Genomic DNA, 14,500 nt, shown 5'->3' with positions numbered 1-14,500 from the left:
ACACGCTTTCTGACTATAAAGCTAAGTCAGTAATTCGCAACAAGGATTGGCGATCACAGTGGTTTGCCGTAGAATGACCGCCCTCATTAAGAGTGATTAAGGTGGTTAACCACAAACCCCGCAGCGGTCAGCCATCCGTTGCGTTTACATGGGACAGAGTAAGAAATTGAATAATCAACCGCGTTCGCTTTCACCGCTGGTGCTTTTGTCGGGAATTAGCAAAAGTTTCGATGGCAAAGAGGTCATTTCGCAACTGGATTTGACCATTAACAATGGCGAATTCCTCACGCTGCTTGGCCCTTCCGGCTGCGGTAAAACAACCGTTCTTCGCCTGATTGCCGGCCTGGAAACCGTTGATGCCGGGCATATCATGTTGGATAACCAGGATATCACCCACGTTCCCGCCGAAAATCGTTATGTAAATACCGTATTTCAAAGCTACGCTTTATTTCCGCATATGACGGTGTTTGAAAATGTCGCGTTTGGCTTACGGATGCAAAAAACGCCAGCCGCCGAGATAGCGCCTCGCGTGACCGATGCGCTGCGTATGGTGCAGCTTGAAGAGTTTGCACAACGTAAACCGCACCAGCTTTCCGGCGGACAGCAGCAGCGTGTGGCTATCGCTCGCGCGGTGGTGAATAAACCTCGCCTGTTATTACTGGATGAATCGCTTTCCGCGCTGGACTATAAATTGCGCAAACAAATGCAGAACGAGCTTAAAGCATTACAGCGTAAACTCGGTATCACGTTTGTTTTTGTCACTCACGATCAGGAAGAAGCGCTCACCATGTCCGATCGTATCGTGGTAATGCGTAATGGCGTGATTGAGCAAGACGGCACGCCGCGTGAAATCTATGAAGAGCCAAAAAACCTGTTTGTCGCCGGTTTTATCGGCGAAATTAACCGCTTTGACGCAACCGTCATTGAACGGCTTGATGAACAGCGCGTCCGCGCCAGCGTAGAAGGTCGGGAGTGCAATATATACGTCAATTTCGCTGTCGAACCAGGCCAAAAACTGAACGTCCTGCTGCGACCGGAAGATCTACGCGTCGAAGAGATCAACGATGATAACCACATCGAAGGGCTTATCGGCTACGTGCGCGAGCGCAATTATAAAGGTATGACGCTGGAGTCGGTGGTTGAACTGGAAAATGGCAAAATGGTGATGGTCAGCGAATTCTTCAACGAAGACGATCCTGACTTCGACCATTCACTTGACCAAAAAATGGCCATTAGTTGGGTAGAAAGCTGGGAGGTCGTACTGGCTGATGAAGAACACAAGTAAATTCCAGAATGTAGTGATTGTCACTATCGTCGGTTGGCTTGTGTTATTTGTTTTTCTGCCCAACCTGATGATCATTGGCACCAGCTTTCTGACCCGTGACGACGCCAGTTTCGTCAAGATGGTCTTTACGCTGGATAACTACGCGCGCCTGCTCGATCCGCTCTATTTTGAAGTGCTCCTGCACTCTCTGAATATGGCGCTGATCGCCACCCTCTCCTGCCTGGTGCTGGGCTATCCTTTTGCCTGGTTTCTGGCGAAGTTACCGGAAAAGATACGTCCGTTATTGCTGTTTTTGCTGATTGTTCCTTTCTGGACCAACTCACTGATCCGCATCTATGGGCTGAAAATATTCCTGAGCACTAAAGGTTATCTCAATGAATTCCTGCTGTGGCTGGGCGTGATTGATACACCGATTCGCATCATGTTCACCCCGAGCGCCGTTATTATCGGCCTGGTTTACATTTTGCTGCCATTTATGGTCATGCCGCTCTACTCCAGCATTGAGAAGCTCGACAAACCACTACTGGAGGCCGCACGCGATCTCGGCGCCAGTAAAATGCAAACGTTCATCCGCATCATTATTCCATTAACCATGCCGGGCATTGTCGCCGGTTGCCTGCTCGTGATGCTACCGGCAATGGGCCTGTTCTACGTCTCCGATTTAATGGGTGGCGCGAAAAACCTGCTGATTGGTAACGTCATTAAGGTACAGTTCCTGAATATTCGCGATTGGCCGTTTGGCGCGGCTACCAGCATTACGCTGACCATTGTGATGGGACTCATGCTGTTGATTTACTGGCGGGCTTCCCGCTTATTGAATAAGAAGGTGAGTGATATAAGCGATTAATTGCGCAACGCTAACAAATCCACACGCATCCAGGCATGAAGTTTATTCAAGGGTAAACTTCATGCCTTCGGCATAAAAAACGCATGAAAGAAGTTGCCGCCAGTATTGCAAATCTACAACATCATCCGCGGTAGTCCTTCTTTTATTTTTACCTGTAGCGACGCTATCACAGACAGTAATGCGTTTATACGCGAAGCTCTCAGGTTTTATACTGATTGCCAGTCTCTTTTAAAAATTATATTACATCCGATGCGCCCGCAGTTGAGATAAAAAGGGTCGATTTAATCAATTATGTAGTCATTTTTACTCCAGTATAAGTGAGATTAATATGCCGATTACTATAGGGAATGGTTTTTTAAAAAGTGAAATCCTTACCAACTCCCCAAGGAATACGAAAGAAGCATGGTGGAAAGTTTTATGGGAAAAAATTAAAGACTTCTTTTTTTCTACTGGCAAAGCAAAAGCGGACCGTTGTCTACATGAGATGTTGTTTGCCGAACGCGCCCCCACACGAGAGCGGCTTACAGAGATTTTTTTTGAGTTGAAAGAGTTAGCCTGCGCATCGCAAAGAGATAGATTTCAGGTTCATAATCCTCATGAAAATGATGCCACCATTATTCTTCGCATCATGGATCAAAACGAAGAGAACGAATTGTTACGTATCACTCAAAATACCGATACCTTTAGCTGTGAAGTCATGGGGAATCTTTATTTTTTAATGAAAGATCGCCCGGATATTTTAAAATCGCATCCACAAATGACGGCCATGATTAAGAGAAGATATAGCGAAATCGTAGACTACCCCCTCCCTTCGACATTATGTCTCAATCCTGCTGGCGCGCCGATATTATCGGTTCCATTAGACAACATAGAGGGGTATTTATATACTGAATTGAGAAAAGGACATTTAGATGGGTGGAAAGCGCAAGAAAAGGCAACCTACCTGGCAGCGAAAATTCAGTCTGGGATTGAAAAGACAACGCGCATTTTACACCATGCGAATATATCCGAAAGTACTCAGCAAAACGCATTTTTAGAAACAATGGCGATGTGTGGATTAAAACAGCTTGAAATACCACCACCGCATACCCACATACCTATTGAAAAAATGGTAAAAGAGGTTTTACTAGCGGATAAGACGTTTCAGGCGTTCCTCGTAACGGATCCCAGCACCAGCCAAAGTATGTTAGCTGAGATAGTCGAAGCCATCTCTGATCAGGTTTTTCACGCCATTTTTAGAATAGACCCCCAGGCTATACAAAAAATGGCGGAAGAACAGTTAACCACGCTACACGTTCGCTCAGAACAACAAAGCGGCTGTTTATGTTGTTTTTTATAAAATCAGACGACGCTTTCTCAGACGTCACGTTCAGGGTTTACTCACGTACTTCCTGTTTGCCTACTGAGTAACCTCTTGCCAGGCACAATAATGCCGCATATGACCGGATCGGATGAGAATAGTCATTTAAATGGCCTTTTTTTCCCGCTCGTCTGGCAATTTGTTGTAAAATTCGCGGCTTCAAGCGGCAGCTTGCTTCTTCCTGGCTGCTGATAACCGCGAGACGTTTTGGAGAGATTTTGGAGAAGAGAAAAAATTGATCATTTTCAATACTCTAAAAGCACCCCATCCTCTGAATAAGAAGGTGGAACTTGAATGATCGGTCGGCTGCTCCGTGGCGGTTTCATGACTGCCATCTATGCGTATCTGTATATTCCCATCATTATTCTGATCGTGAACTCCTTCAACAGTTCGCGGTTCGGCATTAACTGGCAGGGCTTTACCACTAAATGGTACGAACTCCTAGTCAATAACGACAGTCTGTTGCAGGCCGCTCAACATTCACTGACGATGGCGATTTTTTCAGCGACCTTCGCCACGTTGATTGGCTCGTTAACCGCGGTGGCGCTTTATCGCTACCGCTTTCGCGGGAAGCCATTCGTCAGCGGGATGCTGTTTGTAGTAATGATGTCGCCGGATATCGTGATGGCGATCTCCCTGCTGGTGCTGTTTATGTTACTCGGCATTCAACTGGGCTTTTGGTCGTTGCTGTTCTCGCACATCACCTTTAGCCTGCCGTTTGTGGTCGTCACGGTCTATTCGCGCCTGAAAGGCTTTGATGTCAGAATGCTGGAAGCCGCAAAAGACCTGGGGGCCAGTGAGGTAACGATTTTACGCAAAATCATTCTGCCGCTGGCGATGCCGGCGGTGGCGGCGGGCTGGTTGCTGAGCTTTACGTTGTCGATGGACGATGTAGTGGTCTCGTCGTTTGTCACCGGGCCGGGCTATGAAATTTTACCCTTAAAGATTTATTCCATGGTAAAAGTCGGCGTTTCACCAGAAGTGAACGCGCTGGCGACCGTTTTATTGGTGCTGTCTCTGGTAATGGTCATTGCCAGCCAGCTTATTGCTCGTGATAAAACCAAGGGCCGATAAGGCCCGTAATTCAGGGGACGTTAAATGAAAAAATGGTCACGCCACCTGCTCGCGGCGGGCGCCCTGGCGCTGGGTATGAGTGCCGCTCATGCCTCCGACAACGACACGCTCTATTTCTATAACTGGACTGAGTATGTGCCGCCGGGCCTGCTGGAACAGTTCACTAAAGAGACTGGCATTAAGGTGATTTATTCGACCTACGAGTCGAACGAAACCATGTATGCCAAACTCAAAACCTATAAAGATGGCGCGTATGACCTGGTTGTTCCTTCTACATACTATGTCGACAAAATGCGCAAAGAAGGCATGATCCAGAAGATCGATAAGTCGAAATTAACCAATTTCCACAACCTCGATCCGGAAATGCTCAACAAACCGTTTGACCCCAACAACGATTATTCTGTTCCGTATATCTGGGGCGCAACGGCGATTGGCGTGAACAGCGATGCTATCGATCCAAAAACCATTACCAGCTGGGCTGACTTGTGGAAACCGGAATATAAAAACAGCCTGCTTTTAACCGACGATGCGCGAGAAGTCTTCCAGATGGCGCTGCGCAAGCTAGGTTATTCCGGTAACACTACCGATCCGAAAGAGATCGAAGCGGCATATGAAGAGTTGAAAAAACTGATGCCGAACGTAGCGGCCTTCAACTCCGATAATCCGGCGAATCCGTATATGGAAGGGGAAGTCAATCTGGGGATGGTGTGGAACGGTTCGGCCTTCGTTGCTCGTCAGGCTGGCACGCCGCTGGAGGTCGTCTGGCCGAAAGAAGGCGGTATTTTCTGGATGGATAGCCTGGCTATTCCGGCAAACGCGAAAAATAAAGAGGGCGCGCTGAAGCTAATCAACTTCCTGCTGCGTCCTGACGTCGCGAAAGAGGTGGCAGAAACCATCGGCTACCCTACCCCCAACCTGGCGGCGCGTAAGCTGTTAAGCCCGGAGGTCGCCAATGATAAGTCGCTCTATCCGGATGCGCAAACCATCAGCAAAGGCGAGTGGCAAAACGATGTCGGCGACGCCAGCGCCATTTATGAAGAGTATTATCAGAAGCTAAAAGCAGGACGCTAATTCAGCCAAAGCGCCTGTCGGGCCTACAGATGAACGTAACGTGAAATGTAGGCCGGATAAGGCGTTACCGGGCAAACAGCACTACAGCCCTTTCAGGAATTTATCAACAAATTCCGGCACAACCTGGCTTGCCGGGCCGTAGTGCTTCTCTTCAAACTCGCTGCCGACTTGGCTTGGCTCAAGATTCAGTTCCACCGTATGTGCGCCGTGCAGTTTTGCTTCATGCACAAAACCCGCAGCCGGATAGACATGACCGGACGTGCCAATGGCGATAAAAATATCCGCCATCGACAGCGCCATATAAATTTCATCCATGCCAAGCGGCATCTCGCCAAACCACACCACGTGCGGACGTAGCGGCGCCGGGAACTGACAGCAGTGACATTTATCTTCCGGCATCACATCGCCGTTCCATTCCAGAATCTGGCCGCTTTGCGAACAGCGCACCTTCAACAGCTCGCCATGCATATGAATGATGTTGCGATTGCCCGCGCGTTCATGCAAATTGTCGATGTTTTGCGTCACCAGCAAAAAGCGATCGCCAAGCGCTTCTTCAAGCTTCGCTAACGCCAGATGCGCCGCATTGGGTTGTATTTCCGGCTGTTGAAGCTGCTGACGGCGGGCATTATAAAATGTCTGCACCAGCCCCGGATTACGGGCGAATCCTTCCGGCGTTGCCACGTCTTCAACCCGATGCTCTTCCCAAAGGCCATCCGCCGCGCGAAACGTACGAATACCAGACTCTGCAGAAATTCCTGCACCTGTAAGGACTAATACTCTTGGGTTTTCCATCATTTCCGGCACCACTCTGTCTCTGAAAAAGATCCGCTGGCGCAGACGTTCACGCAACAGACGTTTATTTTTACGAAAGCGGCTTAATCGATGAAACCGACGCGACTGCATAACAACCTCTTTTTTTGATTAGTCGGTAAGATGTAAAAAAGCAGCACCGCGCATCCCACCTGCATCCCCATGCCGCGCACGCTCAATGCGCGGCGCGCGGGCAACAGGGAGGAGATGGCGCGGCAGTCTTTCCGCCAGTTGCGTTGTTATTGCCGTAAAGTTCGATAGTCCGCCGCCGATCACCAATAAATCGGGATCGACAATCGTCAGTATATTCCCCAGACAAACCGCCAGTAAATCCAGATAGCGCTCAACATGCGCGTGCGCCTGCTCATCGCCCTGCTCCCACAACGCGATAATCTCCGGCGCCTGCAGCGATTGATCATAATAATGCTGATATAGCCACGCAAACCCGCGCCCGGACAGATAATTCTCAATGCAGCCCATCTGACCGCATCCACAACGGCGGAGAGGAAAATCAAACCCCATCAACGTTAGCGCGTCAACCGGCAAACGCATATGACCAAACTCGCCGGTGATATAGCTCTGACCGGTAATCGGCTTCCCGTTTAGCACCAGGCCACCGCCGACGCCGGTGCCGAGGATAAGCCCCATAACCAAAGGATATTGCGTGAATTCATCATCCCAGGCTTCGGACAAGGCAAAACAGTTAGCGTCATTGTCCAGACGCACATCGCGATCCAGTCGGGCGCTGAGATCGGCGCGCAACGGCTTACCGCTGGCTGCCGGGACATTCGCGGCGTACAGCGTGCCGTCTTCGGTTTCCGGCATACCGGGTATGCCAATCCCTACCGACCCTTTTACGCCAAATCGCTGGTCGGCTTCCTCGACCAGTTCGCATACGGCGTCTAAAAAGGCGCTATAGCTGGTATGGGGCGTGGGAACCCGTTTTTCCCACTGCAGCCGCCGCGTTGAGTCAAATACGCCTAACGCAATCTTTGTTCCGCCAATGTCAAACCCGTAATACATCACCGCTCCTTGTTTTTATATTCCGCGATTACTGGCCGCTCAATACTCGCGCAGGGTCAATGTTGCTCGCCCGCCGCGCCGGATACCAGCTCGCCAGTAAGCTTAACAACAACGCTGTGACCAGTACGTAAACAACGTCCAGCCAATGTAATTCGGATGGCAGGAAGTCGATAAAATAGATATCGCCGGACAAAAACTGATGCCCGATCGCCTTTTCAATCCCATTAATAATGGCGGTAAGCTGAAGCGAAACGACAACGCCGATCGCCACGCCAATCAAGCTGCCCAGCAAGCCCGCCAGTAGCCCGTACCAGACGAAAATGGCACGAATCAAACCATCTTTCGCCCCCAGCGTTCTTAATACCGCAATGTCGCCGCTTTTGTCTTTTACCGCCATCACTAAGGTGGAAACGATATTAAAACAGGCCACGCCGATCACCAGAATCATCGCCAGATACATAATGGCGCGAATCATCTGGATATCGCGATACATATAGCCGTAGGTGCCGATCCAGCTCTTAATGTAGACATAGCTGTTAGTCACTTCACCCGCGTCACGCACCAGTTTGTTCGCATTAAACACGTCGTGGACTTTAAGCGCGATACCGGAAACGCTGGACCCCATATCCAGATACTGCTGCGCATCCTCAAGCGGGATCATGGCGAAGCTGTGATCGAGCTGGCCGCTCAGTTGCAGAATCCCGATGACATGCAAACGCACGCGTTTGGGCTGGAGCAGCTTATGGTCGGCATTCGCATTGGGGATCATGATGGACACCCAGTCGCCCTGTTTCACGTTCAGCGCATCGGCGACGCCTTTACCGATAATGATCTGCTGCTCGCCCGCTTTGAAATGATCCCAGGCGTGATTTTGCACAAATGACGGTAACGCGCTAAGCTGCTGCTCTTGCTTAGGGTCGACGCCTTTAACCTGAATGGCGCGCAAATTGGCCCCGCTCTCTACCAGGCCGGTAAAATTGATATACGGCGCGGCGGCGGCAATGCCTGGCACCTTCTGCACTTTTGCCAGCGCTTCACGCCAGTTGGTCCACGGCTGATTGACCGCTTCAATCTCCCCGTGCGGAACCACCGCCAGAATACGGTTATTCAACTCGCGTTCGAAACCGTTCATCGCGCTTAAACCGACAATCAACACCGCCACGCCCAGCGCGATACCGATGGTAGAAATGACGGAAATGAGCGAAACCATACCGCCGCGCCGCCGTCCACGGCTGAAACGCAAGCCAATTAACAATGATAAAGGCGACGCCATTACTCAGCCCCCATCAGGCTCAGTTCCGCCGTCAGGCGGCCATCGCGCATCTCAAGCTGGCGGCTCATACGTTTCGCCAGTTGCAAATCGTGAGTCACCACCAGAAACGCGGTTCCCTGCAGACGATTTAACTCGCCCAGAAGCTCAAAAATACTGTCGGCATTACGCGCATCGAGATTACCGGTCGGCTCATCCGCCAGCACCAGACGCGGGTTATTCACCAACGCGCGCGCTATCGCGACACGCTGGCGCTCACCGCCGGAAAGTTCCGAAGGTCGATGGGTTGCGCGATGCTCCAGCCCTACGGCGTGCAGCATTTCTCGCGCCCGAGCGTCAATCTCCGCCGGTTTCTTTTTGCCAATCAATAATGGCATCGCCACGTTTTCCAGCGCCGTAAAATCCGGCAGGAGATGATGAAACTGATAGATAAACCCCAGTTTCTGGTTACGTAATTCCGCTTTTGCCGCAGAAGAGAGTTTGCTCATCGGCTGGCCGCTAAAAATCACATCGCCGGAGGTGGGCGTATCCAGCCCGCCTAACAGATGCAGCAACGTACTTTTACCCGAACCGGAACTGCCGACGATCGCCATCATTTCGCCTTCGCCGATACTGAAGCTGACATCGTGCAACACGTCGGTTTGTACGGTGCCTTCCTGATAGCGTTTGCACAGGTTGTCGCATTGCAACAGGATCTTATTCATAACGTAAAGCCTCAGCGGGTTGAGTGGCGGCAGCGCGCCAGGAAGGATAAAGCGTAGAAAGCAGCGCGATGGCCATTGCCACCAGCGCGATAACGATCACCTGTAACGGCTCTATCGCCACGGGCAACGCAGCGCCATCCAGAAACGCGCCGATGATCGGCATCAGGTTATTCAGTTGGCTGGCAAGCAATGCGCCCAGCGCGGCGCCCAACAGCGCGCCGATAATCCCGGCGCTGGCGCCCTGCACCATAAAGACCATCATAATTTGTCGCGGCGTCAGCCCTTGAGTTTGTAAAATCGCCACTTCACCCTGCTTCTCCATAACCATCAGGCCCAACGAAGTAATAATGTTAAAAGCCGCGACCGCCACGATGAGGCTCAGCAACAATCCCATCATGTTCTTTTCCATGCGCACAGCCTGGAACAACTCGCCTTTGCGTTCGCGCCAGTCCTGCCACTTCGTGCCTTGCGGCAGCGTCTGTTGGCTGAGGGTATCGACTTGCAGCGGTTCATCCAGCCACAGACGCCAGCCGGTAATATTGCCTGCCGGATAGCGCATTAAACGCGACGCGTCCTGAATATTGACCAGCATTTCATAGCCATCGACCTCGCTATTGGCGGCAAATGTGCCAATCACCGTAAACAGACGCTGGCTGGGCAGGCGTCCCATTGGCGTAAACTGGCTGGCAGATGGCACCATTAGCCGAATCTGATCGCCGCGGTTGACCCCTAACTGTCCGGCGAGCTGCTCGCCGAGGATGACATTATACTTACCCGGCTGTAATTCGCTTTGCTTCACATTGACCAGATACGGCGTTAATGGATCTTTTTGCGCCGGATCGATACCTAACATCACGCCAACCGCAACGCTACGCGCGCTTTGCAGTACGACATCGCCCGTCGTCAGCGGCGCAATACGGTTAACGCCTTGCAGATTCACCGCTTTTTCCGGCATCTGATTCGGGTTAAGAGAACCATGTTCAGCAGAGAGGATGGCCTGAGGCATCAAACCAAGAATGTTATTTTGCAGTTCGCGCTCAAAACCGTTCATCACCGACAATACCGTGACCAGCGCCATCACCCCCAGGGTAATGCCGATAGTGGAAAGCCAGGAAACGAAGCGACCGAAGCGATCTGCTGCACGCCCGCGCATGTAACGCAGGCCAATGAATAGAGCGACAGGTTGATACATGTAATCCGTCTGGTTGCTGTTAGCAAAGTCCCGAGTATATAAGCGAAAGCGGAATGCGTAAATGTCTGAACCGTAAGAGTTCGTCAGCGTTATTCTGAAAAAGGCCGACAAATCAAGTCACTTACATGTTCATACTTTACCTGTTCGGCGCGTTATGCGGCGGATTCAATTTGCTAATAAACAACGATCGCGGATAATAAAGAACATTGCTTATCAGTCATATGCCCCTGAATACCTGAGTCCTTCATGCTGTCCCGGCGTGCAGCCAACCATGAAGCAGCCTGAAGGGTGACGCGTAGAGTGCGGCGTAAAACAAAAAGAGATACTGACAACCGTTATGCCTGAAAAACAACGTTACACGCTGCCGACAAAAGCGGGCGATCAGCGCCAGTTGGGCGAACTTACCGGTGCCGCCTGCGCTACGCTGGTGGCGGAGATAGCCGAACGCCATGCCGGTCCGGTGGTACTCATAGCGCCTGACATGCAAAATGCTCTGCGATTGCATGATGAAATCCGCCAGTTTACCGATCAGATGGTGATGAACCTGGCGGACTGGGAAACGCTACCGTATGACAGCTTCTCCCCGCATCAGGAAATTATCTCTTCGCGCCTGTCCACGCTCTACCAGTTGCCGTCGATGCAGCGCGGCGTCTTGATTGTACCGGTAAACACCCTGATGCAGCGCGTTTGTCCGCATAGCTATCTGCATGGTCATGCGCTGGTGATGAAAAAAGGCCAGCGGCTGTCCCGCGACGCTCTGCGCGCGCAGCTTGACAGCGCCGGTTATCGGCATGTCGATCAGGTGATGGAGCATGGCGAATACGCGACGCGCGGCGCGCTGTTGGATCTCTTTCCGATGGGCAGCGAACAGCCTTATCGCCTCGACTTTTTTGATGATGAAATCGACAGCCTGCGTCTGTTTGACGCGGATACCCAGCGTACGCTGGAGGAGGTCGAGGCCATCAATTTGTTGCCCGCGCACGAATTTCCTACCGACAAAGCCGCTATTGAGCTTTTCCGTAGCCAGTGGCGCGATACCTTTGAGGTAAAACGCGACGCCGAGCACATCTATCAGCAGGTCAGCAAAGGCACTCTGCCCGCCGGGATCGAATACTGGCAGCCGCTCTTTTTCAGCGAACCGTTACCGCCATTATTTAGCTATTTCCCCGCCAATACTCTGGTGGTGAATACCGGCTCGCTGGAAACCAGCGCCGAACGCTTTCAGGCCGATACGCTGGCGCGTTTTGAAAATCGTGGCGTCGATCCTATGCGCCCGCTTTTGCCGCCGGAAGCCCTCTGGCTACGGGTGGATGAGCTCTTTTCCGAGCTTAAACGCTGGCCTCGCCTCCAGCTTAAAACCGACCATCTGCCGGAAAAAGCCGCCAATACCAATCTCGGTTTCCAGAAATTACCGGATTTGGCTATCCAGGCGCAGCAGAAAGCGCCGCTGGACGCGCTGCGTAAGTTCCTCGAATCTTTCAGCGGTCCGGTGATTTTTTCTGTGGAAAGCGAAGGACGCCGCGAAGCTCTGGGAGAGCTCCTGGCTCGCATAAAAATCGCGCCGAAGCGGATATTACGCCTGGACGAGGCGCAGGATGCGGGACGCTATCTGATGATTGGCGCCGCAGAACATGGCTTTATCGACACCCAACGCAATCTGGCGCTGATTTGTGAAAGCGATCTTTTGGGTGAGCGGGTGGCGCGTCGCCGCCTGGATTCCCGCCGCACGATCAACCCGGATACGTTGATTCGTAACCTGGCGGAGCTCCACGTCGGTCAGCCGGTAGTGCATCTGGAGCACGGCGTCGGACGCTATGCCGGCATGACCACTCTGGAGGCTGGCGGCATCAAGGGTGAGTATCTGATGCTCACCTACGCCAATGACGCCAAACTGTATGTGCCGGTCTCCTCATTGCATCTGATTAGCCGCTATGCCGGCGGCGCGGAAGAAAGTGCGCCTCTGCATAAACTGGGCGGCGACGCCTGGTCGCGCGCCCGGCAGAAAGCGGCGGAAAAAGTGCGCGATGTCGCAGCGGAACTGTTGGATATTTATGCGCAACGGGCGGCAAAAGAGGGTTTTGCCTTTAAGCATGATCGTGAGCAGTATCAGTTATTCTGCGACAGCTTCCCGTTTGAAACGACGCCCGATCAGGCACAGGCGATTAACGCCGTATTGAGCGATATGTGCCAACCGCTGGCGATGGACAGGCTGGTGTGCGGCGACGTCGGCTTCGGCAAAACCGAAGTGGCGATGCGCGCCGCGTTCCTGGCAGTGGAAAACCATAAACAAGTAGCGGTACTGGTGCCGACTACGCTGCTGGCGCAGCAACACTATGACAACTTCCGCGACCGTTTCGCCAACTGGCCGGTACGCATTGAGATGCTGTCCCGCTTTCGCAGCGCCAAAGAGCAGACACAAATCCTGGCGGAAGCCGCCGAGGGTAAGATCGATATTCTGATCGGTACGCATAAACTGCTACAAAGCGATGTGAAGCTGCGCGACCTCGGCCTGCTGATTGTCGATGAAGAGCATCGTTTCGGCGTGCGCCACAAAGAGCGAATTAAGGCGATGCGCGCCGATGTCGATATTCTGACGCTCACGGCGACGCCGATCCCGCGGACGCTGAATATGGCGATGAGCGGTATGCGCGATCTCTCCATTATCGCCACCCCCCCTGCCCGTCGTCTGGCGGTAAAAACCTTTGTCCGCGAGTATGATAGCCTGGTGGTAAGGGAAGCGATTCTGCGTGAAATCCTGCGCGGCGGTCAGGTTTACTATTTGTACAATGACGTCGAAAATATTCAGAAAGCCGCAGAGCGGCTGGCGGAACTGGTGCCGGAAGCGCGAATCGCTATAGGCCACGGGCAGATGCGCGAACGTGAGCTGGAACGGGTCATGAACGATTTCCACCATCAACGTTTTAACGTGCTGGTGTGTACTACCATTATCGAAACGGGGATCGACATTCCCACCGCTAACACGATCATCATTGAACGCGCGGATCATTTCGGCCTCGCGCAGTTGCACCAGCTGCGTGGCCGCGTTGGGCGCTCGCACCACCAGGCCTACGCCTGGCTGTTGACGCCACATCCTAAGGCCATGACCACCGATGCGCAAAAACGGCTGGAGGCGATTGCGTCGCTGGAGGATTTAGGCGCCGGGTTTGCGCTGGCGACCCACGATCTGGAGATCCGCGGCGCGGGCGAACTGCTTGGCGAAGAGCAAAGCGGCTCAATGGAAACCATCGGCTTCTCACTCTACATGGAATTGCTGGAAAACGCCGTTGATGCGCTGAAAGCAGGCCGCGAACCCTCGCTGGAAGATCTCACCAGTCAGCAAACGGAAGTCGAGCTGCGAATGCCGTCGTTACTGCCGGATGATTTTATTCCGGATGTTAATACCCGGCTGTCATTCTATAAACGCATTGCCAGCGCGAAGAACGAAAACGAGCTGGAGGAGATCAAAGTGGAATTGATCGACCGCTTCGGCCTGCTGCCCGATCCGGCGCGTAATCTGCTGGATATCGCCCGCCTGCGCCAACAGGCGCAAAAGCTCGGCATCCGAAAACTGGAGGGTAACGAGAAAGGCGGAACGATTGAGTTCGCCGAGAAAAACCACGTTGACCCCGCCTGGCTTATCGGGTTGCTGCAAAAACAGCCGCAGCATTTCCGTCTGGATGGCCCGACGCGCCTCAAGTTTATTCAGGATTTAAGCGAACGTAAAACGCGTATAGACTGGGTACGCCAGTTTATGCAGCAACTGGAAGAAAACGCTATTGCATAAGCGTCAGGCCGGGCGTCATTACTCTGCGTCCGGCCTAATCTTTACAAATTCTTTGCACTTCCCTGCAGTTCCAGACACAG

11 protein-coding genes and 8 other annotated features are annotated in these 14,500 nt (G+C 52.4%); of the genes, 6 read left to right on the top strand and 5 right to left on the bottom strand.

Features of this window, described 5'->3' with window-relative positions; genetic code table 11:
- The first annotated feature begins 148 nt into the window (after positions 1-148).
- The 5 genes from potA (at position 149) to potD (ending at position 5,637) form a co-directional block, all read left to right on the top strand.
- On the top strand, positions 149-1,285 hold the full coding sequence (potA, locus tag STM1226) for a spermidine/putrescine transporter (protein ID NP_460196.1): 1,137 nt from the start codon (positions 149-151) through the stop codon (positions 1,283-1,285).
- Positions 1,253-1,258 (top strand) — a ribosome-binding site (putative RBS for potB; RegulonDB:STMS1H001483). Its footprint overlaps the gene before it by 6 nt.
- The gene (potB, locus tag STM1225) for a spermidine/putrescine transporter (RefSeq protein NP_460195.1) occupies positions 1,253-2,132 on the top strand. Within the gene, positions 1,269-2,132 belong to an annotated coding region; the region does not span the whole gene. Before potA ends, potB begins: the two co-directional genes overlap by 33 nt.
- A gap of 328 nt (positions 2,133-2,460) precedes the next feature.
- Positions 2,461-3,471 (top strand): lysosomal glycoprotein (lgp)-containing structures, encoded by a 1,011-nt coding sequence (gene sifA / locus STM1224; RefSeq protein ID NP_460194.1) that lies wholly within the window; start codon positions 2,461-2,463, stop codon positions 3,469-3,471.
- A 301-nt stretch (positions 3,472-3,772) separates the two neighbouring features.
- Positions 3,773-3,778 (top strand) — a ribosome-binding site (putative RBS for potC; RegulonDB:STMS1H001482).
- The gene (gene potC / locus STM1223; protein ID NP_460193.1) for a spermidine/putrescine transporter occupies positions 3,773-4,566 on the top strand. Within the gene, positions 3,787-4,566 belong to an annotated coding region; the region does not span the whole gene. It overlaps the preceding feature by 6 nt.
- A gap of 11 nt (positions 4,567-4,577) precedes the next feature.
- Positions 4,578-4,583: a ribosome-binding site (putative RBS for potD; RegulonDB:STMS1H001481), on the top strand.
- Positions 4,578-5,637 (top strand): spermidine/putrescine transporter gene (potD, locus tag STM1222; RefSeq protein ID NP_460192.1). Within the gene, positions 4,591-5,637 belong to an annotated coding region; the region does not span the whole gene. Its footprint overlaps the feature before it by 6 nt.
- A gap of 81 nt (positions 5,638-5,718) precedes the next feature.
- Here potD and cobB read toward each other — a convergent pair.
- From cobB to ycfU, 5 genes are all read right to left on the bottom strand, one after another.
- Positions 5,719-6,549, bottom strand: a protein-coding gene (gene cobB / locus STM1221) for a putative nicotinate-nucleotide dimethylbenzimidazolephosphoribosltransferase (RefSeq protein NP_460191.1). Within the gene, positions 5,719-6,540 belong to an annotated coding region; the region does not span the whole gene.
- Positions 6,544-6,549, bottom strand: a ribosome-binding site (putative RBS for cobB; RegulonDB:STMS1H001480). Its footprint overlaps the gene before it by 6 nt.
- A 9-nt stretch (positions 6,550-6,558) precedes the next feature.
- Positions 6,559-7,481 (bottom strand): putative regulator (NagC/XylR family) gene (gene ycfX / locus STM1220; protein NP_460190.1). Within the gene, positions 6,559-7,470 belong to an annotated coding region; the region does not span the whole gene.
- Positions 7,476-7,481 (bottom strand) — a ribosome-binding site (putative RBS for ycfX; RegulonDB:STMS1H001479). It overlaps the preceding gene by 6 nt.
- 17 nt (positions 7,482-7,498) lie before the next feature.
- Positions 7,499-8,757 (bottom strand): integral membrane protein ABC transporter gene (gene ycfW, locus STM1219; protein NP_460189.1). Within the gene, positions 7,499-8,743 belong to an annotated coding region; the region does not span the whole gene.
- Positions 8,743-9,457 (bottom strand): ATP-binding protein ABC transporter gene (ycfV, locus tag STM1218; protein ID NP_460188.1). Within the gene, positions 8,743-9,444 belong to an annotated coding region; the region does not span the whole gene. The genes ycfW and ycfV overlap by 15 nt, the downstream gene beginning before the upstream one ends.
- Positions 8,752-8,757, bottom strand: a ribosome-binding site (putative RBS for ycfW; RegulonDB:STMS1H001478). Its footprint overlaps the gene before it by 6 nt.
- Entirely contained in the window at positions 9,437-10,747 is a 1,311-nt protein-coding gene (gene ycfU / locus STM1217; RefSeq protein NP_460187.3) for an integral membrane protein ABC transporter, read from the bottom strand. The genes ycfV and ycfU overlap by 21 nt, the downstream gene beginning before the upstream one ends.
- Positions 9,452-9,457: a ribosome-binding site (putative RBS for ycfV; RegulonDB:STMS1H001477), on the bottom strand. Its footprint overlaps the gene before it by 6 nt.
- 208 nt (positions 10,748-10,955) lie before the next feature.
- Positions 10,956-10,961 (top strand) — a ribosome-binding site (putative RBS for mfd; RegulonDB:STMS1H001476).
- Here ycfU and mfd point away from each other — a divergent pair.
- Positions 10,956-14,420 (top strand): transcription-repair coupling factor gene (mfd, locus tag STM1216; protein NP_460186.1). Within the gene, positions 10,974-14,420 belong to an annotated coding region; the region does not span the whole gene. It overlaps the preceding feature by 6 nt.
- Positions 14,421-14,500: the final 80 nt, after the last annotated feature.

Source organism: Salmonella enterica subsp. enterica serovar Typhimurium str. LT2, from assembly GCF_000006945.2.
Classification (GTDB): domain Bacteria; phylum Pseudomonadota; class Gammaproteobacteria; order Enterobacterales; family Enterobacteriaceae; genus Salmonella; species Salmonella enterica.
Note: the sequence above shows the minus strand (reverse complement) of the source record. Positions and strands in the feature narration are given on the sequence as shown.